We start from the raw sequence: 22,198 nt of genomic DNA, 5'->3' as shown, positions 1-22,198 counted from the left end.
TGGGATGCCTTTAGTGGGACTGGCTTTAGCCGGGAAGAGGTCGGTGTGTACGCCATCATTTTTTGCAGTATGGCGACAGACGCCTTCCCGGCTAAAGCCGGTCCCACAAGTCGGCGTACACCCGATCCCACTGAATGCATGGGATACCTTTAGTGGGACTGGCTTTAGCCGGGAAGAGGTCGGTGTGTACGCCATCATTTTTTGCAGTATGGCGACAGACGCCTTCCCGGCTGAAGCCGGTCCCACAAGTCGGCGTACACCCGATCCCACTGAATGCATGGGATACCTTTAGTGGGACTGGCTTTAGCCGGGAAGAGGTCGGGGTGTACGCCATCATTTTTTGCAGTATGGCGACAGACGCCTTCCCGGCTGAAGCCGGTCCCACAAGTCGGCGTACACCCGATCCCACTGAATGCATGGGATACCTTTAGTGGGACTGGCTTTAGCCGGGAAGAGGTCGGTGTGTACGCCATCATTTTTTGCAGTATGGCGACAGACGCCTTCCCGGCTGAAGCCGGTCCCACAAGTCGGCGTACACCCGATCCCACTGAATGCATGGGATACCTTTAGTGGGACTGGCTTTAGCCGGGAAGAGGTCGGTGTGTACGCCATCATTTTTTGCAGTATGGCGACAGACGCCTTCCCGGCTGAAGCCGGTCCCACAAGTCGGCGTACACCCGATCCCACTGAATGCATGGGATACCTTTAGTGGGACTGGCTTTAGCCGGGAAGAGGTCGGGGTGTACGCCATCATTTTTTGCAGTATGGCGACAGACGCCTTCCCGGCTGAAGCCGGTCCCACAAGTCGGCGTACACCCGACCCCACTGAATGCATGGGATGCCTTTAGTGGGACTGGCTTTAGCCGGGAAGAGGTCGGTGTGTACGCCATCATTTTTTGCAGTATGGCGACAGACGCCTTCCCGGCTAAAGCCGGTCCTACAACACCGCATGCAGCCAGCAGGACCGGTTTAGCGCGGTATCACGCCGGGGCGCTGGTGCGGATCAGGTGGTCGAAGGCGCTGAGCGAGGCTTTGGCGCCCTCGCCGACCGCGATCACGATCTGCTTGTACGGCACGGTGGTCACGTCACCGGCGGCGAAGATGCCGGGGATGGACGTCTCACCGCGTTGATCGATGATGATCTCGCCCCGTGGCGACAGCTCGATGGTGCCCTTGAGCCATTCGGTGTTCGGCAGCAGACCGATCTGCACGAAGATACCTTCCAGCTCAACGGTGATTTCTTCACCGGTGAGGCGGTTCTTGTAACGCAGGCCGTTGACCTTCTGGCCGTCGCCGGTCACTTCGCTGGTCAATACGCTGGTCAGCACCGTCACGTTGGGCAGGCTGTGCAGCTTGCGTTGCAGCACCGCATCGGCACGCAGGTTGGCGTCGAATTCCAGCAGGGTCACGTGGGACACGATACCGGCCAGGTCGATGGCCGCTTCCACACCGGAGTTGCCGCCGCCGATCACCGCGACGCGCTTGCCTTTGAACAGCGGACCGTCACAGTGCGGGCAGTACGCCACGCCCTTGTTGCGGTATTGCTGCTCGCCCGGGACGTTCATTTCGCGCCAGCGTGCGCCGGTCGCCAGAATCACCGTCTTGCTTTTGAGCACGCCACCGCTGGCGAACTTGACCTGGTGCAGCTCGCCGCTCTTGCCCGGAATCAACTGCTCGCCGCGCTGCAGGTTGATGACGTCGACTTCGTACTGCTTGACGTGCTCTTCGAGCGCAACAACCAGCTTCGGCCCTTCGGTGTGCTGCATCGAGATGAAGTTCTCGATCGCCATGGTGTCCAGCACCTGGCCGCCGAAACGCTCGGCTGCCACGGCGGTGCGAATGCCTTTGCGGGCCGCGTAAATTGCTGCGGAGGAACCGGCCGGGCCACCGCCGACGACCAGCACGTCGAACGCTTCTTTGCCATTCAGTTTCTCGGCCTGACGGTCGCCGCCGCTGGTGTCGATCTTCGCCAGAATCTCTTCCAGGTTCATGCGGCCCTGGCCGAACAGCTCGCCATTCAGGTAGAGGCTCGGCACCGACATGATCTGGCGGTCGGTCACTTCCTGCTGGAACAGGCTGCCTTCGATGGCGACGTGCTGCACGTTCGGGTTCAACACCGCCAGCAGGTTCAGCGCCTGGACCACGTCCGGACAGTTCTGGCAGGTCAGCGAGAAGTAGGTTTCAAACTTGAACTCACCGGTCAGGCCGCGGGCCTGTTCGAGGGTGTCCTCGGAGGATTTGGACGGGTAGCCGCCGACTTGCAGCAGCGCCAGCACCAGCGAGGTGAATTCGTGACCCATTGGCAAACCGGCGAAGCGCAGCTTGATGTCCTGGCCCGGGCTGTTCAGGGCGAAGGACGGCGTGCGTGCATCGCTGCCATTGGTGTCCAGGGTGATCTTGTCGGAGCTGCTAACGATGTCGTTGAGCAGGGCCAGCATTTCCTGGGATTTTGCGCCGTCATCAAGGGACGCAATGATCTCGATCGGGCGAGTGATCCGCTCCAGGTAAGATTTCAACTGAGCTTTAAGATTGGCGTCCAACATGGTTCGGCTTCCTTCTTCACTTTCAGGGTCTAGATACTTTTCAGCGTCTGGATAACGGGTTCTGCAAAAAAAAACGCCCGAGCGATAACCGCCCGGGCGTTTTTTGGGGGCGATGCGGTTTACGTGCCTATGGGCTCATCGCCCCCGATCCGGTCATAACGACTTAGATCTTGCCAACCAGGTCCAGGGACGGTGCCAGAGTGGCCTCGCCTTCTTTCCACTTGGCTGGGCAGACTTCGCCCGGGTGCGCAGCAACGTACTGAGCGGCCTTGATCTTGCGCAGCAGCTCGGAAGCGTCGCGGCCAACACCGCCGTCGTTCAGTTCGACGATTTTGATTTCGCCTTCCGGGTTGATCACGAAAGTACCGCGGTCAGCCAGACCTGCTTCTTCGATCAGGACGTCGAAGTTGCGGGAGATTTTCAGGGTCGGGTCACCGATCATGGTGTACTGGATTTTGCCGATGGCTGGCGAGGTGTTGTGCCAGGCAGCGTGGGCAAAATGGGTATCAGTGGAAACGCTGTAGATTTCGACGCCCAGTTTCTGGAACTCGGCGTAGTTGTCCGCCAGGTCTTCCAGCTCGGTTGGGCAAACGAAGGTGAAGTCAGCCGGGTAGAAGAACACCACAGACCATTTGCCTTTCAGGTCGGCGTCCGACACTTCTACGAAGTTGCCGTTCTTGAAAGCAGTTGCCGTGAACGGTTTGACTTGGCTGTTGATGATAGGCATCAGTGAATCTCCTGAGGGTTGTAGAAATGGGTGTTACAAATTCGATGGGGAGGATACTACGCAAAATCGTCGGCAAGAACTCATTGGCAAAGCTCATGCTAACGATTGGTTTTGACTATGAGGATGCTTTATTAATAGAAGACGTTGTTGGGTAGGCTGCGGTCTGGCCGCCCGCACCGTCAACCGCAGAGCTTCCCGGCGAAAGCCGGTCCTACTAGCCCAGCGGGTCCTGCTGGTCCAGCCGGTGCTACGCCACCAACTCGATAAGGCTGCGAACGCGCACGGCAAGTTCGTCGATGCTGAAGGGTTTGCTAAGTAAATCCATGCCATCGTCGAGAAAGTCTCCGCGGACCTCCGCATCCTTCGCATAGCCAGTCATGAAAAGAACCTTAAGCCCGGGGCGATGCTGGCGGGCGATTTCGGCCAACTGACGTCCGTTCAAACCCGGCAGCCCTACGTCTGTGACCAGCAGCTCAATGGGTTCGGCACCCTGCAAAACGACCAGCGCCTCATGGCTGTCGCAGGCCACGTTCACGCGATAACCCAGATCCTTCAACACATCGACTACCAGCATGCGCACGTCAGGCTCGTCTTCGACCACCAGCACGCGCTCGCCCAGGCTGGCGCGAGGGGGCTCGATGCGGCGGTCAACGGCAGGCGGATGCTCGACGGCTTCGTGATGACAGGGCAACAGTAAATCGATCCGAGTGCCGCGCCCTTCTTCGCTGGAAATGCTGACCCGGCCGCCGGTCTGGTTGATAAACCCATAGACCATCGACAGGCCCAGCCCGGTGCCCTGCCCGATCGGCTTGGTGGTGAAGAACGGATCGAAGGCCCGTGCGATGACCTCGCTGGACATGCCCAGCCCGGTGTCCTGCACACGAAGCCGCACGTAGTCGCCCGGCGCCAGCGCATCCTGCAACAGCGAAACGTGGGTCAACTCGGTCTGAATCAGCAGCCGGCCGCCATCGGGCATCGCGTCGCGGGCGTTGATGACCAGGTTGAGCAAGGCGTTTTCAAGTTGGTGCTCATCGGTGTTGGTCAGGCACGAAGTCGCGTGCAGATCGACTTCCAGCTCAATGCTTTCGCCGATGGTACGGCGCAGCAGCTCTTCCATGGACATGACCATGCGGTTGACGTCGACGGGACACTGATTGAGCGACTGGCGACGGGCGAACGCAAGCAGGCGATGGGTGAGTGACGCCGCGCGGTTCGCTGAACCCATGGCGGCTTCGATGTAGCGATCAATCTCCGAAACACGCCCTGCGGCCACCCGACGCTGTATAAGATCCAGCGCGCCGAGCACGCCGGTCAGCATGTTGTTGAAGTCGTGGGCAATGCCACCCGTCAGCTGGCCGATGGCGTCCATCTTCTGGGCGTGGCGCAGTGCTTCTTCAGCCTGGGCGCGCTCGCTGATTTCGATCTGCAGGCGCTCATTGCTTTCGGCCAGTTCGCGGGTGCGCGCGGCGACGCGCTGCTCAAGACTCTCGTTCAGCTCGCGCAACGCATCTTCGGCACTCACCTGCGCCGTGATGTCCGTGCTCGTGCTCAGCCAATAGGTGATGCTGCCGCGCTCATCCCGGATCGGCAACGCACGGGACAGGAACCAGCGGTACTGGCCGTCCTTGCCGCGCAGCGGGAACGTGTCCTCCCACAAAGAGCCCGTAGCGAAGCAGCGCTGCAGGCGCGACTCGACTCGCTGGCAATGATCGGGGTGATGCAACGATCGCCAGCCCAGCGCCATCATCGCTTCGTGCGAGGTGCCGGTGTAGCTGTACCAGCGTTCGTTGTACCAATGGATGCGCCCGGCGGGGTCGGCGATCCAGGCCAACTGACTCATGTTGTCGGCGAGGCTGCGAAACTGCCGCTCACTTTCCTCAAGCGCTTCGGTTCTGGAAAGCGCCTGGTCATCAGGTCCTGCTGGATTCAAAGGCATGGCTGCCGAAAAACTCGTGCTGGTCAAAGAGTGGGTCCGTCCCTAAAAACAATGGCTCGTCCAGCTCCCTCCATGGAGGCCGGACCGTTCACGTGTGCTGTGCGGTGTTCAATACCGCGTGTTGTGCAAGCCTTAGCGAGTCGGTGTGCGCATGGTGACGAATTCTTCCGCCGCCGTAGGATGCACGCCGATGGTGTCGTCGAAAATCTGCTTGGTGGCGCCAGCCTTGAGTGCGATCGCCAGGCTCTGGATGATCTCGCCGGCGTCCGGGCCGACCATGTGGCAACCCAGCACGCGATCGGTTTTGGCGTCGACCACCAGCTTCATCAGGGTGCGCTCCTGGTTGTCGGTCAGCGACAGCTTCATCGGCCGGAACTTGCTTTCGAACACCTGCACCTCATACCCGTCCTTCATGGCTTCGGCCTCGGTGAGGCCGACCGTGCCAATGTTCGGCAGGCTGAACACCGCCGTGGGAATGTGGTGGTAATCCACCGGACGGTATTGCTCGGGCTTGAACAGGCGCCGCGCGACGGCCATGCCTTCGGCAAGGGCCACCGGCGTCAACTGTACGCGACCGATGATGTCGCCGACGGCGATGATCGACGGCTCGGTGGTCTGGTAGTCACCGTTGACCTTGATGAAGCCCTTGTCATCCAGCTCGACGTTGACGGTGTCCATGCCCAGGTTGTCGAGCATCGGACGGCGCCCGGTGGCGTAGAACACGCAGTCCGTGTTGAACGTGCTGCCGTCGTTCAGGCTCAGTTGCAAGGTGCCGTCGGCCAGCTTCTCGATGCTGTTGATTTCGGTGTTGAAGCGAATGTCCATCTCGCGCTTGGCGAGTTCTTCGTGCAGATGGGTGCGCACGCTTTCGTCGAAGCCGCGCAGGAACAACTCGCCGCGGTACATCAGCGAGACGTCAGCGCCCAGGCCATTGAAGATCGAGGCGAATTCCACCGCGATGTAGCCGCCACCAACCACGACGACGCGCTTGGGCATCTGCTCGAGGAAGAACACTTCGTTGGAGGTGATGGCGTGCTCGCGGCCTGGAATGTCCGGCACCTGCGGCCAGCCACCGGTGGCGATCATGATGTGCTCGGCGGTGTGGACCTGACCGTTGATTTCCACCTCATGGGGGCCGCGCAGGCGCGCATGGCCTTCCATCAGGGTTACACCGCTGTTGGCCAGGAGATGGCGATAGACGCCATTGAGGCGGCTGATTTCACGGTTTTTGTTGGCGATCAGGGTCGGCCAGTCGAAATGCGCCTCGCCACTGCTCCAGCCATAGCCTTTCGCTTGTTCGAAGTCTTCGGAATAGTGCGCGCCATAGACCATCAGCTTCTTCGGTACACAACCGACGTTGACGCACGTGCCCCCCAGATAACGGCTCTCGGCCACGGCCACGCGCGCACCGAACCCGGCAGAAAATCGCGCCGCCCGGACGCCGGCCGAGCCTGCGCCAATTACAAAAAGGTCAAAGTCGTAACTCATGTGGATCTCCTAAGCGAGGCGTTAGCATAACCGCTTGAGCGCGCTCGGCAAGTTCCGCAGGACAGAAACGACAAAGCCACCCGAAGGTGGCTTTGTCTTACATACAGCGGCGTGGCAAAAGCCAGTACAACTGCTGTCATGTGCTGATTACAGTTCTTTGTAGAAATGCTCGAAGCAGAAGTTGGTGGCTTCGACGTAGCCGGCCGCACCGCCACAATCGAAACGCGTGCCTTTGAATTTGTAGGCCAGTACGTTGCCTTCAGCAGCTTGCTTCATCAAGGCGTCAGTGATCTGGATTTCACCGCCTTTGCCCGGCTCGGTCTGCTCGATTTTCTCGAAAATGTCCGGGGTGAGGATGTAACGACCAATGATCGCCAGATTCGAAGGAGCATCTTCAGGCTTTGGCTTCTCGACCATGTCGGTCACGCGGAACAGGCCAGGCTTGATCTCTTCACCAGCGATCACGCCGTATTTGTGAGTCTGATCGGCAGGCACTTCCTGAATGGCGACGATGGAGCATTTGTATTGCTTGTGCAGCTTGACCATCTGCTCCAGGACACCGTCACCGCCGGGATTGACACACAAGTCATCCGCCAGAACCACGGCAAATGCTTCGTTGCCAATCAGAGGCCGGCCGCTGAGAATTGCGTGGCCCAGGCCTTTCATTTCGGTCTGACGGGTGTAGGAGAAGCTGCATTCGTCGATCAGTTTGCGGATGCCGACCAGGTATTTCTCTTTGTCGGTGCCTTTGATCTGGTGTTCGAGCTCGTAGCTGATATCGAAGTGGTCTTCCAGCGCGCGCTTACCGCGGCCGGTCACGATGGAGATTTCGGTCAAACCGGCCTCCAGGGCCTCTTCTACGCCGTATTGGATCAGTGGCTTGTTAACAACTGCCAGCATCTCTTTGGGCATGGCCTTGGTCGCTGGCAAAAAGCGAGTGCCGTATCCGGCTGCAGGGAACAAGCATTTCTTGATCATATAAATCCTTGATGAGCTGGGGGTGTTGCGGCGCAGTCTAATGAGGCGGCGATAACCTTACAATGCCGCTACTGGCCGTTCGCTGCCTAGGTAGAGGAACGCTGGAGCAGATAGTTCCCCAATGAGTTGCGCTTAACTGTTCGGGACACCCTCGCTGTCGAGCAGGCAATTGCCTGCCACGACCTCGCTGCGCTCCACCCACTGATTAATGGAATTCCATGCTGACCATCGTACGAGGGCATCCAGCGCCGCGTAACTGCCGTTCGGTGACCCTCGCAAGCGTAGCCCTGTTCGCCAGCCTGCGGGGGAAATGTTCGCCATCGCGCACGGGAATTCTCTAGCGCTCGCGAGAAAATTGTGCGATTGCCCTTTGGCATTTGCCGATTATCATGGGCGCCTGAATCACTAATCGAGACGAGTCGATGTCTGAAGTCAAAAGCGTGAACGGGTACCTGATCCAGAAACTCCAGGACGGCCAGTGGTGGCTGGTGGGCCACGATGGCGAGGCAGTTGCCGGGCCGTTCTCCAGCGAGAGCACCGCCATCGAAGTCGCGTCCGTGTTCGAGGACACACCGGCTCCGCGCCGCCGCGCTGACAAGAAAGATTGATAACCTCGCCCGGCCAGCCCTGCAATGGGGCATGGCCGGGCGCGCTTTAGATAAAGCCGGCGCGCATGTGCAGTTAAATCAGCGCGCGCGTCGTGCAAAAAAATGTCGGGTGATGCCGGAACGATGGCACACGCCTCAAGTCTGACATTAGCCATTTCAAAGCAACAAACCCCACACCGGCCCTCATCGCGAAGCATTCCACCATGATCAAGATCTTATCCGTCATTGCTGTACTGGCCTTGACCGGCTGCGCGACTGCGCAGAACACCTACCTCAAAGACGGCAAGCAGGCGCTGAGCATCGACTGCTCCGGCGAAGCCATGTCCTGGGCTGCCTGCTACGAAAAGGCTGACGCCTCCTGCGCGGGCACCGGCTACAACATCGTCAGCACTAACGGTACGCCGCAACCCAAGGAAGATGACAAGACCCTGGGTGTCGATGTCGGCAATTATAAAAACCGCACGGTGCTGGTGGTCTGCAAATAACGTCCCCGCCTGCTTAACTTAACGCCTGAACGCGTCGCGTCTCAACTGCGTTACTCGCCCGAGATACAGGCGGTGACGGCGTGCTGTACGTCTTTGGGCCGCAGCGGGTTGTTCGCAATGCGCTCGAACAGCTTGATCGAGCTGCCGCTGGAACGGGTCTCGATGTCGACGATGGCAGCAGGGTCACTGCTCAGCAGCTTCTGTGGAACGATGATACGCAGCCCCTCTTTGTGCGGCTCGATCTGCGGCGGCTTGCGGCTATCGGAGATGCGTCCGACAAAGCACGCGGCATAATCTTTCGGCGACTTGCCGGACATGACGCTCATGGTCGCCGGGGTGTGTTCGATGTCCGCAACTGTGGCGCAACCGGTCATCGCCAGGGCCAGAATAACAACCGCCAATTTCATACAATCCCTCCAGTAAAGGTGTTTACGACAAGCCTGATCCGGATTAAATCCCGCGCGCCTGCTTTTTTAACTGCCCGCCTTGCTGTCAGCGCTGCGCTGACTGGCGCTGAGGACAGCGCAATAAAACCGGCCGGGATGGTCAATGCCCAGGCTCGGCGTGGTATCGTTTCGGGTTTTCGAAAACGCTGTCTCCGGAGACACCCATGAAATTCGTCCACCAGCGCGAGCACCTCAACGAAGACGACGTGGTCGTCATCGAGTGCTCCCAGCTTTGCAACATACGCCTGATGAGTGATGCCAACTTCCGCAGCTTCAAAAACGGCGGCCGTCACACTTACCACGGCGGCGCCTTCGACCGTTTCCCCGCCAAGATCGCGGTGCCCAGCACCGGCTTCTGGAACATCACCATCGACACCGCTGGCCGCAAGCTGGACAGCAATGGCGGGCGCAAAACCGCTTTCACCCATTCGATCAAGATCGTCCGCCGCTCGTCCTCGCGTCTGAGCTGATGCGTCATTGAACACCGGATGGCGTGAAATCTTCGTGTTTTTTTTGCGAACATCCGGTCAGCTTTTCCAAGGAGTCAAATGTGAGCACCTCTGCCCCCGTCGTCAAATATGCCATCAGCTACAAGCTCAATGGCGAGCGTCGTTTCGAGTTTGCCCTGTTGCCGTCGCCTTCCGCCGAGGAAGCGCTGGCAGCCCTGCAGAAGATGCACGGCGACAGCAATGATGTGATCAGTGATGTCAAGGTCAGCAAAGCGCTGTAGGCGAAATCTGAACCGGGGAAGCCCATGGTGATGCAACGCAAAGGCACGACGCCGGCGACGTTTGATCTGTTTGCGGAAGATACGCCGCAACCGCCTTCACGGGAGCAGATCGGGCCGGAGTCGTTTGTGTTTCGTGGCTTCGCCCTGCCCTTCATAGAGCGGCTGCTGCCGACGCTTGAGTCGGTTCTGACTCAGGCGCCGTTCCGCAACATGGTCACGCCCGGTGGTTACACGATGTCGGTCGCATTGAGCAGTTGTGGGGAGTTTGGCTGGACCACTGACCGGGGTGGCTATCAATATTCCCCGATCGATCCACTCACCGGTCAGCCATGGCCGGCAATGCCTGAGGTATTTCTGGAGCTGGCGCTGGCGGCGGCTTCGGCGGCGGGCTTTGCGGGATTTGTGCCGGATGCGTGTCTGATCAACCGTTACATTCCCGGGGCCAAGATGTCGCTTCATCAGGATAAGGATGAGCGCGGTTTAGAGTGGCCGGTGGTGTCGGTGTCGCTGGGGTTGCCGGCGATGTTTTTGTTTGGCGGGGATGAGCGCGGTGATCCGACTCAGCGGGTGCCGTTGTTTCATGGGGATGTAGTGGTGTGGGGCGGGGTTGATCGGTTGCGGTTTCATGGGGTGATGCCGATTCGGCAGGCGGAGCATCCACAGTTGGGGGAGCAGCGGATTAATTTTACGTTTCGTAGGGCGCGGTGATCGGGGCTGGGATCCTCGAGATTTAAGATCAAGATCAAGAGCGTCTGCCTAAGGGCAGACCGTTTCGCCTTCGGCGAGTTACTTGATAAAGCCCCAAGTAACCAAGGGCTTGTGCTCCTGGTTGGGCCCTTCCTTCGTCAGGGTTCCTTCACTCCGGTCTCGCTCCGTGGGCCCGCGCCGAACGGACATCCCTGTCCTGACGGCGCTCTCGCCGCATACATGCGGCTCGGCCCACTGCGCGAGACCTGCGTTCAGCCTGCACCCAAGTCGCGATTGGCGGTGACTGGACCTCTTGTGTTTGAAGATCAAAAGCACATGCAAAGCAGATCAAAAGCTTCCCGGCTAAAGCCGGTCCCACAGTTGGGGCACCGCCAAACTCACTGACTGCCCGCATGCTGTTAGTGGGACCGGCTTTAGCCGGGAAGAGGTCCGTGTGAGCACCTTCAATCTCGCGGCATAACGCAAAACCAGCCACCTCATTCGATCGTGCCCACGCTCCGCGTGGGTATGCATCCCGAGACGCTCCGCGTCCATCTCAGGCTGAAGCCGGTCCTACGGGTTGTACGCCGGTGCTTTTGTGGGACCGGCTTTAGCCGGGAAGAGGCCCGAGCGGGCACCTTCAATCTCGGGCTATAACGCAAACCATCCCCCAATCACCCCTCCACTAAGAGCGCGCAGCCGCGCGGCTTTTTACGGGGCAGATGACGCGGTGCAGGTTCAGCGCTGTGTTGATGATGCCAATGTGGCTGAATGCCTGGGGGAAGTTGCCGAGCATGCGGTTTTGCTGGGGGTCGTATTGTTCGGCGAGGAGGCCGACGTCGTTGCACAGGCTGCACAGTCTTTCGAACAGGATTTGGGCTTCTTCGTCGCGGCCTTGCAGCACGTAGACGTCGGCCAGCCAGAACGAACACACCAGGAACGTCCCTTCGCTGCCGGACACGCCATCGGTGCTGCGTTCGCTGTCGTAGCGCAGCAGCAGGCCGTCCTTCATCAGCGATTGTTCAATCCGCGTGACGGTGCCGGTGACGCGCGGGTCGTCGACCGGGAGGAAGCCGGTGAGCGCGATCTGCAGCAGGCTGGCGTCCAGCTCTGTGCCGCCATAGGTCTGCACGAAGCTGCCCAGCGCGGCGTCGTAACCGTTGGCGCAGACGTCGGCGTGAATCTGATCGGCGACATCTCGATAGTGCCGTCCCCGCTCGCGATCCTCTGGATCATCGCTCTTGGCCAACACCCCGGCATTGCGGTCGAATGACACCCAGGCCATGACTTTGGAATGGGTGAAATGCCGCGGTGCCGAGCGGATTTCCCAGATACCGGCGTCCGGCTGATGCCAGACTTTTTCCAGAAACGGCATGATCACTTTCTGGATTTCCGTGCTGCGAGGCAGCGCAGGCAAACCGTTTTTAAGCGCCTGGGTCATGGCGTCGGCGACTTCGCCGTACACGTCCAGCTGCACCTGACTGGCCGCACCATTGCCGACCCGCACCGGACGCGATTGCTCGTAACCGGCCAGCCATGGCAATTCATACTCCAGCAAACGTCGCTCGCCCGCCAGGCCGTACATGATCTGCACTTGATCCGGGTTACCGGCGATAGAGCGCAGCAGCCAGTTGCGCCACGCGGTCGCTTCTTCGAAGTAGCCCAGGTTCATGAACGCCAGCAGGGTCATGGTCGCATCGCGCAGCCAGCAAAATCGGTAATCCCAATTGCGCTCGCCGCCCAACTGTTCGGGCAGCGAGGTGGTCACCGCCGCGACGATCCCGCCCGTTGGTGCATAGGTCATGGCCTTGAGGGTGATCAGCGAACGTTTGACCTGATCCGTCCACTGCCCCACATCCGGGCAGCGTCCGGAGAAATCACGCCAGAAGGTTTCGGTCTGTTGCAGCGCCGACTCCACGTCGAAGCCCGCGCGCAGTGGCTCGTGGGAGACCTGCCATGACAGCGCGAAACCCAGCCGCTGACCGGCTTCAACGCTGAACAGGCTCTCGGTGTGATGGTCCATCGGATGCAATTCTGCAGGCGTGCGCAGCACCAGCATGTCCGGCCCGGCAACGGCGGTCATGGTGTGCGGATCGCGTTTTTCAACCCAGGGCACGGTGCTGCCATAGTCAAAGCGGATCGCCAGATCCATCGAGAAATCCACGCGCCCTTCCACACCAACGATGAGGCGCACCACGCTGCTGTCGATCTCCATGGGCATGAAATCGATGAGCAGCGCTTGTCCGGTGTCGGTGGTGAAGAGGGTTTCGAGAATCAGCGTGCCGTCGCGATAGCTGCGTCGCGACTGAGCGCTGCCATCCACCGGGGCCAGCTTCCAGCGTCCGTTGTTGCTGTCGCCCAGTAACGCGGCGAAACAGGCCGGCGCATCAAAGCGCGGGAAACACAGCCAGTCCAGTGACCCGTCGCGGGCCACCAGCGCTGCGGTCCGGCAGTTGCCGAGCAGCGCGTAATCTTCAATCAATACAGCCATCGGGCGGTCATCCCTCTTGGTTAGCACTTTATTCTTGTTGTACGACGGACCCTTGAGTAGCTGTACCCATGAGTAGCAGCGCAACCCCTGCCCCGAATCAACGAGGCAGAATGTAGCGCTCGATGGCCTTGGCGAGCCCGTCATCGGCATTGCTGTCGGTGACGTAGTTGGCTTGGGTCTTGACCCCCACTTCGGCCTGACCCATCGCGATCGACAGCCCGGCGCGGAGGAACATCGCCACGTCGTTGCCCGCATCACCGATCGCTGCCGTATGGGCCAGCGGCACGCCCAACGCATCGGCCAGCGTCTCAAGGGCAGTGCCCTTGTTGGCGTCCAGGGCGGTGACGTCCAGGTAGTAGGATTGCGAGCGCGCTGCCAGCGCCGACTTGGCGATCAGCGGGTTGAGCTTGGCCTCAAGGCGCTTGAGCAGCTCGAAGTCCTTGCTCGCCGCGACGATCTTGTCGATGCGGTCCAGGTAGTCGTCGAAGCTGGCGACCTGTACGAAGTCGTAGCCAAGGGTGTTGCGCTCGTGGTCGACGTAATCGCCCTCGGGATTGAGCAGCAGCCACTGGTCATCGGCGAACACCCAGACCGCCACCGCCTCGCCGGCGAACAGCTCAAGGCTGGTGCGCGCCGCTGCGGCATCAATGCGGTGGGCCTTCAACAGGCTGCCGTCAGGATTGATGATGTTGGCGCCGTTGAACGCCACCGTCGGCAGCGTGATGCCCAGGGCTTCGATCTGCTGACGCATGGCACGGGGTGGACGGCTGCTGGCGACCGAGAAATAAATCCCGGCCTCCTGCAATTTACGCACAGCGTCGATATTGGCCTGGCTCAGGCTGTGATCGGGGTGCAGCAGCGTGCCGTCGATGTCGGACAACATGAACTGGATGAGGGGTTGCGAAACCTCACTCATCCCAGGCGCTGCCATGTGCGGCCGTCTCGGGCCAGCAACTCATCGGCCTCCGAGGGCCCGTCCTCGCCAGCGTGGTAGAGGTCTACTTGCGGATCCTTGGCCCAGGCATCGATGAACGGCTGCACCGCGCGCCAGCCGTTTTCGATGTTGTCGGCGCGCTGGAACAGGGTCTGGTCGCCGGTCAGGCAGTCGTAGATCAGGGTTTCGTACCCCGTCGACGGCTGCATTTCGAAGAAGTCCTTGTAGGCAAAACCCATCTCGATGGTCTGCATGTCGAGGGTCGGGCCGGGTTTCTTCGCCTGCAGATCAAACCACATGCCTTCGTCAGGCTGGATCTGGATCTTCAGGAAGTTTGGCGCGGGGCGGTCGACATCGGTATCGCGGAACTGCGCGTACGGCGCGGGTTTGAAGCAGATGGCGATCTCGGTGTCGCGCACGCTCATGCGCTTGCCGGTGCGCAGGTAGAACGGCACGCCCATCCAGCGCCAGTTATCGATCATCACTTTGAGGGCGACGTAGGTTTCGGTGTTGCTTTCGGGATCGACGCGATCTTCCTCGCGATACCCGGTAACCGCCTTGCCATCAATGTTGCTCTCGGAATACTGACCGCGTACCGAATTGGCCAGCGCTTCCATCTCCGACCATGGCCGGATTGCGCCGACCACCTTGGCCTTCTCGCCGCGCACGGCATCGGCGCCAAATGCAGCGGGCGGCTCCATCGCCACCATTGCCAGCAACTGGAACAGGTGATTGGGCACCATGTCCCGCAGCGCGCCGGTGGTTTCGTAGAAACTGCCACGGGTTTCAACGCCCACCGTTTCGGCCGCGGTGATTTGCACGTGGTCGATGTAATGGTTGTTCCAGAACGACTCGAACAGACCGTTGGAGAAACGGCTGACCAGAATGTTCTGTACCGTCTCTTTGCCCAGGTAATGGTCGATCCGGTAGATCTGCTTCTCGCTCATGACCTTCAGCAAGCAGTTGTTCAGGGCCACGGCGCTGGGCAGATCGTGGCCGAACGGCTTCTCGATCACCACGCGACGGAAGCTCTCGTCGTCTTCGACCATCAGTCCGGAAGAGCCCAGGCGCTGTGTCACTTCACTGAAGAAACGCGGCGCGGTCGCCAGGTAGAACACCGCGTTGCGGGTACCCGTGCTCTTGATCTTCGCGTCGATGTCCGCATACGTGGCGTCGTCGAGAAAATCGCCGGTGATGTAGGTGATGCGCTTGGACAGGCTGCCCCACAGCGCCGGGTCAAGCGGCTCTTCGCCGCCCTGGGCGACCTTGCTGGCCGCCTCCTGACGAATGAAGTCCTCAAGCTTTTTGGCGAAATCGGCGTCGCTGACGGTGTTGTGGTCAACGCCGACAATGTGCAGATCCTCCCCCACCAACCCGTCGCGAAACAGGTTGTAGAGGGCCGGCATCAACAGCCGTTTGACCAAGTCACCGTGGGCGCCGAAGAGGAACAGCGTGGTCGCCGGAGCGACCGGCGCATTCTGCTTGCTGCGGGATAAACCCATTATTTTGGTTCCTTGTGACCACCGAATCCGAAACGCATGGCGGACAGCATCTTGTCGCCGTACGTGCTTTGTTGACGGGAGCGGAAGCGGGCGAACAGCGAAGTGGACAGCACCGGAACCGGCACCGCCTGCTCCATGGCCGCTTCGATGGTCCAGCGGCCTTCACCGCTGTCGGCCACGGAGCCGGAGTAGGCGTTGAGCTGTGGGTCGGTGGCCAGCGCGTCGGCGGTGAGGTCCAGCAGCCAGGAGGACACCACGCTGCCGCGACGCCAGACTTCGGCGATGTCGCCCAGGTTCAGGTCGAAGCGCTGCTCAACCGGGAGGTGGTCCGAATTCTTGGTCTTGAGGATGTCGAAGCCCTCGGCGAAGGCCTGCATCATTCCGTACTCGATGCCGTTGTGGATCATCTTGACGAAGTGGCCGGCGCCCGGCGGGCCCGCGTGGATGTAACCGTGCTCGGCACGCGGATCGGCATCTTTTGAACGGTCCTTGGTGCGAGGGATGTCGCCGATGCCAGGGGCCAGGGTCTTGAAGATCGGGTCCAGACGCGTAACGACGTCGGTCTCGCCGCCGATCATCATGCAATAGCCGCGTTCCAGACCCCATACGCCGCCGGAGGTGCCGACATCGACGTAATGCAGGTTTTTGTCTTTCAGCGCGACGGAGCGACGGATGTCGTCCTTATAGAAGGTGTTGCCGCCATCGATGATCACGTCGTCGGCATCGAGCAAAGTGGCCAGCTCGTTGATGGTGTCTTCGGTTGGAGCGCCAGCAGGCAACATCACCCAGACGGCTCGTGGTTTTTCCATGGCCGCGACCAGTGAAGCGAGGTCGTGGGCTGGGGTCGAACCTTCGTTGGCGAGCACGGTGCGAGACTTCTCATCGCGATCATAGACCACGGTCGTGTGGCCATTGAGCATCAGTCGACGTGCGATGTTGCCGCCCATGCGGCCTAGTCCAACAATCCCGAGTTGCATGTAGAGGTGCTCCTTAATCAAATTCAGAGGTGCCTCAGTTTATAGCCCAGTGCCGCATAGTGGGTTAGTCCGGGGAGGCAAACTATGGTTTCCCGGTGAAAAAAGTTTCATGTGCAACGGCACAGAGGTCTGCAAGACTGCCCTATGACGCGGGTTTTCGCGATCAAGAAACGTTCGTGACAATCAAAAATAAAAAAGTTCCTTTTTTACGCAAAAGAAATCAGACTTCCGGCCGATAGAGGTAGTGAGCAGGACATGCCGAGTAGCAAACGTCCTGGCTTGAACCTTATGAAGTTGAATCCGCCATTTGCGAGGTGTGCAATGGGCACAGTACTGACAGCCAACGCTCCACAAACGCTCTACGTCACCATCCGTCGTGACGAGCTGCGCCAGCTCAGGGAAGAACGGGCCGTATTGCAGAACAAAGTCGCCCAGCTGACTTCGATGCTGCAGCACGCGCAGCTCATCGGCAGCGGCACTGCCCTGCACGCCTGACCCGCGACGCCCCTGTGCCTCATACGCCAAGGCAAGCCCGATCTGCAGGCTTGCCGGCGCATCGTTTGATCCCCCGCAGCACATTGGCTATAGCTTGGCAGGAGCTTGCACCGCCCCATGCCAGGCGCGGTTTTCGACCCTGCGTCGGACCCGACAGAGTCTGTTACGTTCCCCGCCCTGCTCCATCGTGCGCGTCTGTAGCTGCTATCTGCCGCTCCACAATGCCTTCCTGACAAAATTTTCACCCGTCTGAAAACATAATCCCGACCCTTAACAGGTTGGTTGCTGGCGAATTGCTGGCACTGGAATGAATCCGGGCGGTGTTCTGCCGCCTGAAAAGATCTATAGCGGAGCGCTTGATGGCAACGATGAAACGGAGCACTGCGACTCCGAAAGGGTTCGACTGGGCCGGCATAATCTGGCTGTTCGTGTTTTTCTGGTATTTCTCTGGCATCACCCAGCTGCTTATTCAACTGACCGGTATCACCGGTTTTGCCGGTTTCCGCCAGGCGTTCGTCATCAGTGGCATCTGGCTCGCGCCCATGCTGATGTTCCCGCAAAAGACCCGGATCATGGCCGCCGTGATCGGCGTGATCCTGTGGGCCTGCTCCATGGCGAGCCTGGGTTACTTCTTCATCTACCAGCAAGAGTTTTCCCAGAGCGTCATCTTCATCATGTTCGAATCGAACATTTCTGAAGCCGGCGAATACATGACCCAGTACTTCGCCTGGTGGATCGTGCTGGCGTTCATCGCCCACACCGCGTTCGCGATATTCCTGTTTACACGCCTGCGCCCGGTGTACATGCCACGCCCCCGCGCCTACGCCGTTGCAGCGGCGCTGTTGATCGGCATCATCGGCTACCCGCTGGCCAAGCAGTTTGCGCGGTTCGACGAAGCATCGACCGCGCTGGAAGCCTTTGAATCACGCATCGAGCCAGCGGTGCCATGGCAGATGATCGTTGCCTATCACCGATACACCCAGCAACTGGATGGCATGCAGGACATGCTGACCAGCAGCAACAACATCGCGCCGCTGAAAAACCTCAAGGACCAGCAGGCCAGCCTGCCCACCACGCTGGTGCTGGTGATCGGCGAGTCGACCAACCGCGGGCGCATGCACCTTTATGGCTACCCGCGTCAGACCACACCGAACCTGGACGCCATGAAGGACCAGTTGCAGGTGTTCAACAACGTCATCACACCACGGCCTTACACCATCGAGGCCCTGCAGCAGGTATTGACCTTCGCCGACGAGGAAAACCCGGACCTTTACCTGAAGACGCCGTCCATCGTCAGCGTAATGAAGCAGGCGGGCTACAAGACCTTCTGGATCACCAACCAGCAGACGATGACCAAACGCAACACCATGCTCACCACCTTTTCCGAGCAGGCTGACGAGCAGGTCTATCTGAACAACAACCGCAATCAGAACGCCCGCCAGTATGACGGCGATGTTCTGGCGCCGTTCGCCAAGGCGCTGACCGATGCCGCACCACGCAAACTGATCGTGGTTCACCTGCTCGGCACGCACATGGCCTATCAGTACCGCTTCCCGGATGAGTATGCGAAATTCAGCGGGCGTGACGGCGTGCCGGCGGACATCGATGACAGCAAGCTGGAGTTCTACAACAGCTACGACAACGCCGTGCTGTATAACGATTTCGTGGTGTCCAGCCTGATCAAGGAATACGGCAAGGCTGACCCGAACGGCTTCCTCTTGTACCTTTCCGACCACGGCGAAGATGTCTATGACTCGCCAGGCCGCAATACCCTGGGCCGCAACGAGAACAAGCCGACCATCCCGATGTACACCGTGCCGTTCATTGCCTACGCCTCGCCGAAATGGCGGCAGACCCATGACTGGAATTTCGAGAGCATCCACGACCGGCCTTACACCAGTTCGAACCTGATCCACACCTGGGCGCAACTGGCAGGCTTGAGCTTTGATGAACTCGACACCACCAAAAGCCTGGTGAGCCTGGACTTCAAGGCGCGCCCACGGATGATTGGCGACCCCTACGCGCCAAAAGGCCTGAGTGACTTCGCCCACATGGAGAAGGCCGCCAGCCAGCCCGGCGCCATGCCCGAAGTCGTAAAGAAATAACACTCCAGCGCAGCCGGTGGCGAACGCAACACCTGTAGGAGCGCGCTTGCCCGCGATGGCGGCGGTACAGACGATAAAGATGGGTCGGATGCGCCGGCCCCTTCGCGGGCAAGCGCGCTCCTACAAATGCCCGCCTTGGTTTCCGCTGAATGGGTCAGCGAGAGGGACGGCTATGACGACGGGCTCTGGCGCAACAACACGCGGGTCACCCGCCGCTCCTGCACTTGCACGACCTTCATCTGCCAACCCTCCCACTGCACTTCGTCGCCGATCACCGGCAGCCGATCCAGCAGGCTCACCACCAGTCCTGCCAGGGTCTGATAGTCACCGGTCGCCCGCGCCCTGAAGCCGATGCGTTCGCGCAGGTGACTCAGGTTCATGGCGGCGTTGACCAGCACGCCCTCGCCCTCTTCGATCAAGTCCGGGCCCTCGATTTCGCTGGCGTCCGGCAGCTCGCCGGCGATGGATTCGAGAATGTCGGTCATGGTCAGGATGCCGGCGAAATCGCCGAATTCGTTGATCACGAAAGCAATGTGCGTGGACTGCGCGCGCATCTGTTCCAGGGCGTTGAGGATCGAGAAGCTTTCCAGCAGATTGAGCGTCGGTCGAGCCAGGTGCTCAATGTTCGGCTCGGCACCGGACAGCCAGGCGTTGAGCATTTCCTTCTTGTGTATGAAGCCCAATGGCTCGTCGATACGGCCCCCGCGGATCAGCGGCAGGCGCGAGTACGACGAGTTGACCAGTCGCTGGCGAATGCCTTCCGGCGTGTCATCCAGATCGATCACGTCAACGTCGTTGCGCACCGTCATCACGCCGCGAATGGGCCGCTGGGCCAACTGCAAGACGCCGCTGATCATCACCCGTTCGCGACGGTCGAACACCACCTCGTCGCTGTCGCCATCGAGCATGTCGGCGATCTCCTCACCGACCTCCTCCGCGCTCGGCCTGCGGCCACCCAAAAGACGCAACACGGCATGGGCGGTGCGCTCGCGGCGTGGCAGGTCGCCTTTCACACTGCGTTTGCGCCGCGCCCGGGCGATCTGGTTGAACGCCTCGATCAGGATCGAGAAGCCGATGGCCGCGTACAGATAGCCTTTGGGGATATGGAAACCCAGGCCGTCGGCGGTCAGGCTGAAACCGATCATCATCAGAAAGCCCAGGCACAGCATGATCACCGTCGGATGGGCGTTGACGAAGGCGGTCAGCGGCTTGCTGGCGATGATCATGATGCCGATCGAGAACACCACGGCAATCATCATGATTGACAGCTCATCGACCATGCCCACGGCGGTGATCACAGCGTCGAGGGAGAACACGGCATCGAGCACCACAATCTGCGCGACGATGGGCCAGAACAGCGCGTAGGCCGTGCTGCCGGCTCGCTGGGTGACGTGGCCTTCGAGGCGCTCGTGCAGTTCCATGGTCGCCTTGAACAGCAGGAACACGCCGCCGAACAACATGATCAAATCCCGACCGGAGAAGCTTTTCTCGAAGATCTCGAACAGCGGCTCGGTCAGCGTGACCATCCACGAAATGCTCGCGAGCAGGCCAAGACGCATGATCAACGCCAGCGACAGGCCCAGGACTCGCGCACGGTCGCGCTGCTCGGGCGGCAGCTTGTCGGCAAGGATGGCAATGAACACCAGATTGTCGATGCCGAGCACCAGCTCAAGCACGATCAGGGTCAACAGGCCAAGCCAGGCCGTGGGGTCTGCAATCCACTCCATGGGTCAGCGCCCCTTCTCAGTCAATACGACAGACACGAAAAGGCCCGACACACCGCGAAATGGGTCGAGCCAGACAGCAATCTTGTTTAAGCGGGATAACGAGGAATGAACGCCTGCGATCCGAAGTGTAGCGAATCGGCGACTGGGAGGTTCCAGAGAGAGTGACATGTGAGTCCTGAAAGCAATACGGGAGGCGATCCTATCGCGCTCTCGGAATTGCCTTACAGGACAGAACTGTTACAAATGGTTTGCGCATTGAGTAGGACCGGCTTCAGCCGGGAAAGCGTCAGGCGTCACACCGCAATATTAAGGGTGATCATGCTGGCCTCTTCCCGGCTAAAGCCGGTCCCACTAACAGCATCGCGTACATTCGGCGGGGTGGTGAATGAACGCATAGTGGGACCGGCTTTAGCCGGGAAGGCGTCAGGCGTCACACCGCAATATATTAAGGGTGCGCATACGGGCCTCTTCCCGGCTGAAGCCGGTCCCCCTGACAGCACTCCGCTACAGCGCTTTCTGCCAAAACAGCGCGCGGCCCATTTGCGGGTCCAGCTGGTAGTCGGCAAAACCCAGCTTGCGGTACGCGCCTTTGGCCGCTTCGTTCCCTTCCAGCACTTCCAGGGTGATTTTGCAGCAGCCGCGCTGGCGGGCGATTTCCTCGACCTTCGCCAGCATCTTCTGGCTGATGCCCTGGCCTCTGGCCGAGGCGATCACCGCCACATCATGAACGTTGACCAATGGCCGACAGGCGAAGGTCGAAAACCCTTCGAAACAGTTGACCAGCCCAACCGGCTCACCGGCAATGAACGCCAGCACGCTGAACGCATGGGGGCGCTTGGCCAGTTCAATCGCCAGTTGCTGACGCGTGTCAGCGGACAGTGACTGTCCGCCACCCATGGCGTCTTCGGCGTATTGATTGAGCAGGAATCCGATGGCTTGTGCGTGTACCGAATTGGTGTAACTGGCTTGCAGTACCAGAACCTCAGGGGCTTGCATTGACTTCCTCTACCGCTGGAGAAACCTCAACAGGCGCTCGACTCAATGTGCCGACGTGCCGCGTGGCATGGATTCTACCGCCCTGGTCGAGAAAATATCCTTATACAGAAGTAGGAAATGTCTCTGATCGGTCAGGAATTCTTCCGGTATGCACCGAGAAAAGGCAGCGCGATCAAATTGTGCGTGCCGCGTCCCACAAAAGCGCAGGGGCTGCACGGGAGTAGACCATTGGCCCGATGATTGTCCAACAATCCGACCGGCGGCGCCCCGTTATAGAGGCCGACACCCCATGCTCCGCAACGGCGCATTCAGGGCGTTGCAGATCAATTCAACGCTATGGCTT

18 protein-coding genes and 1 pseudogene are annotated in these 22,198 nt (G+C 60.0%); 7 read left to right on the top strand and 12 right to left on the bottom strand.

The window, feature by feature from the left end:
• Window positions 1–980: 980 nt before the first annotated feature.
• The 5 genes and pseudogenes from ahpF to galU all read right to left on the bottom strand — a co-directional run bounded on the left by ahpF (window position 981) and on the right by galU (window position 7,672).
• Complete coding sequence (gene ahpF, locus OKW98_RS12575) at window positions 981–2,543, bottom strand: alkyl hydroperoxide reductase subunit F (protein WP_265389443.1); 1,563 nt, start codon at window positions 2,541–2,543, stop codon at window positions 981–983.
• Between the two features lie 163 nt (window positions 2,544–2,706).
• A complete protein-coding gene (gene ahpC / locus OKW98_RS12570) occupies window positions 2,707–3,270 on the bottom strand; it encodes an alkyl hydroperoxide reductase subunit C (protein WP_065987199.1) in 564 nt (187 codons plus the stop codon).
• A gap of 247 nt (window positions 3,271–3,517) precedes the next feature.
• A pseudogene (locus tag OKW98_RS12565) lies at window positions 3,518–5,179 on the bottom strand (ATP-binding protein); the annotation flags it as partial.
• A 159-nt stretch (window positions 5,180–5,338) separates the two neighbouring features.
• Window positions 5,339–6,694 carry a glutathione-disulfide reductase gene (gene gorA, locus OKW98_RS12560; protein ID WP_265389442.1) on the bottom strand — a complete coding sequence of 452 codons (1,356 nt, stop codon included), beginning with the start codon at window positions 6,692–6,694 and terminating at the stop codon, window positions 5,339–5,341.
• 147 nt (window positions 6,695–6,841) lie between these two features.
• Window positions 6,842–7,672: a UTP--glucose-1-phosphate uridylyltransferase GalU gene (gene galU / locus OKW98_RS12555; RefSeq protein ID WP_065987196.1), complete on the bottom strand. Its 831-nt coding sequence runs from the start codon at window positions 7,670–7,672 to the stop codon at window positions 6,842–6,844.
• 422 nt (window positions 7,673–8,094) lie between these two features.
• On the opposite strand from galU, the gene OKW98_RS12550 reads away from it, so the two are divergent.
• Together OKW98_RS12550 and OKW98_RS12545 are read left to right on the top strand one after the other, a co-directional pair.
• Complete coding sequence (locus OKW98_RS12550; protein ID WP_265389441.1) at window positions 8,095–8,280, top strand: hypothetical protein; 186 nt, start codon at window positions 8,095–8,097, stop codon at window positions 8,278–8,280.
• A gap of 203 nt (window positions 8,281–8,483) precedes the next feature.
• A complete protein-coding gene (locus tag OKW98_RS12545; RefSeq protein ID WP_065987192.1) occupies window positions 8,484–8,765 on the top strand; it encodes a hypothetical protein in 282 nt (93 codons plus the stop codon).
• Between the two features lie 50 nt (window positions 8,766–8,815).
• Here the strand turns inward: OKW98_RS12545 and OKW98_RS12540 are convergent, their stop codons facing one another.
• A complete protein-coding gene (locus tag OKW98_RS12540) occupies window positions 8,816–9,172 on the bottom strand; it encodes a hypothetical protein (RefSeq protein WP_265389440.1) in 357 nt (118 codons plus the stop codon).
• A 203-nt stretch (window positions 9,173–9,375) separates the two neighbouring features.
• On the opposite strand from OKW98_RS12540, the gene OKW98_RS12535 reads away from it, so the two are divergent.
• The 3 genes from OKW98_RS12535 (at window position 9,376) to alkB (ending at window position 10,649) form a co-directional block, all read left to right on the top strand.
• A complete protein-coding gene (locus tag OKW98_RS12535; protein ID WP_237253206.1) occupies window positions 9,376–9,681 on the top strand; it encodes a DUF1883 domain-containing protein in 306 nt (101 codons plus the stop codon).
• A gap of 80 nt (window positions 9,682–9,761) precedes the next feature.
• On the top strand, window positions 9,762–9,941 hold the full coding sequence (locus OKW98_RS12530; RefSeq protein WP_265389439.1) for a hypothetical protein: 180 nt from the start codon (window positions 9,762–9,764) through the stop codon (window positions 9,939–9,941).
• 30 nt (window positions 9,942–9,971) lie between these two features.
• Window positions 9,972–10,649 carry a DNA oxidative demethylase AlkB gene (gene alkB, locus OKW98_RS12525; protein ID WP_416148459.1) on the top strand — a complete coding sequence of 226 codons (678 nt, stop codon included), beginning with the start codon at window positions 9,972–9,974 and terminating at the stop codon, window positions 10,647–10,649.
• 664 nt (window positions 10,650–11,313) lie between these two features.
• On the opposite strand, the gene OKW98_RS12520 is transcribed toward alkB, so the two are convergent.
• The 4 genes from OKW98_RS12520 to gnd all read right to left on the bottom strand — a co-directional run bounded on the left by OKW98_RS12520 (window position 11,314) and on the right by gnd (window position 16,532).
• A complete protein-coding gene (locus tag OKW98_RS12520) occupies window positions 11,314–13,119 on the bottom strand; it encodes a glycoside hydrolase family 15 protein (RefSeq protein ID WP_265389437.1) in 1,806 nt (601 codons plus the stop codon).
• 97 nt (window positions 13,120–13,216) lie between these two features.
• On the bottom strand, window positions 13,217–14,035 hold the full coding sequence (locus OKW98_RS12515) for an HAD family hydrolase (protein ID WP_265389436.1): 819 nt from the start codon (window positions 14,033–14,035) through the stop codon (window positions 13,217–13,219).
• On the bottom strand, window positions 14,032–15,555 hold the full coding sequence (zwf, locus tag OKW98_RS12510; protein ID WP_265389435.1) for a glucose-6-phosphate dehydrogenase: 1,524 nt from the start codon (window positions 15,553–15,555) through the stop codon (window positions 14,032–14,034). Before zwf ends, OKW98_RS12515 begins: the two co-directional genes overlap by 4 nt.
• Window positions 15,555–16,532: a phosphogluconate dehydrogenase (NAD(+)-dependent, decarboxylating) gene (gene gnd, locus OKW98_RS12505; RefSeq protein WP_265389434.1), complete on the bottom strand. Its 978-nt coding sequence runs from the start codon at window positions 16,530–16,532 to the stop codon at window positions 15,555–15,557. Before gnd ends, zwf begins: the two co-directional genes overlap by 1 nt.
• Window positions 16,533–16,853: 321 nt before the next feature.
• Between gnd and OKW98_RS12500 the strand changes: the two genes are divergently transcribed.
• A complete protein-coding gene (locus OKW98_RS12500; protein ID WP_108121958.1) occupies window positions 16,854–17,027 on the top strand; it encodes a DUF6026 family protein in 174 nt (57 codons plus the stop codon).
• A gap of 359 nt (window positions 17,028–17,386) precedes the next feature.
• Window positions 17,387–19,132, top strand: coding sequence for a phosphoethanolamine transferase CptA (locus tag OKW98_RS12495; RefSeq protein WP_265389433.1), 1,746 nt, complete (start codon window positions 17,387–17,389; stop codon window positions 19,130–19,132).
• A gap of 170 nt (window positions 19,133–19,302) precedes the next feature.
• Here OKW98_RS12495 and OKW98_RS12490 read toward each other — a convergent pair whose 3' ends face one another.
• Together OKW98_RS12490 and OKW98_RS12485 are read right to left on the bottom strand one after the other, a co-directional pair.
• Window positions 19,303–20,859 carry a TerC family protein gene (locus tag OKW98_RS12490; RefSeq protein WP_265389432.1) on the bottom strand — a complete coding sequence of 519 codons (1,557 nt, stop codon included), beginning with the start codon at window positions 20,857–20,859 and terminating at the stop codon, window positions 19,303–19,305.
• Between the two features lie 504 nt (window positions 20,860–21,363).
• On the bottom strand, window positions 21,364–21,855 hold the full coding sequence (locus tag OKW98_RS12485; protein WP_265389431.1) for a GNAT family N-acetyltransferase: 492 nt from the start codon (window positions 21,853–21,855) through the stop codon (window positions 21,364–21,366).
• Window positions 21,856–22,198 lie beyond the last annotated feature (343 nt).

Source organism: Pseudomonas sp. KU26590, from assembly GCF_026153515.1.
Taxonomy (GTDB): domain Bacteria; phylum Pseudomonadota; class Gammaproteobacteria; order Pseudomonadales; family Pseudomonadaceae; genus Aquipseudomonas.
Note: the sequence above shows the minus strand (reverse complement) of the source record. Positions and strands in the feature narration are given on the sequence as shown.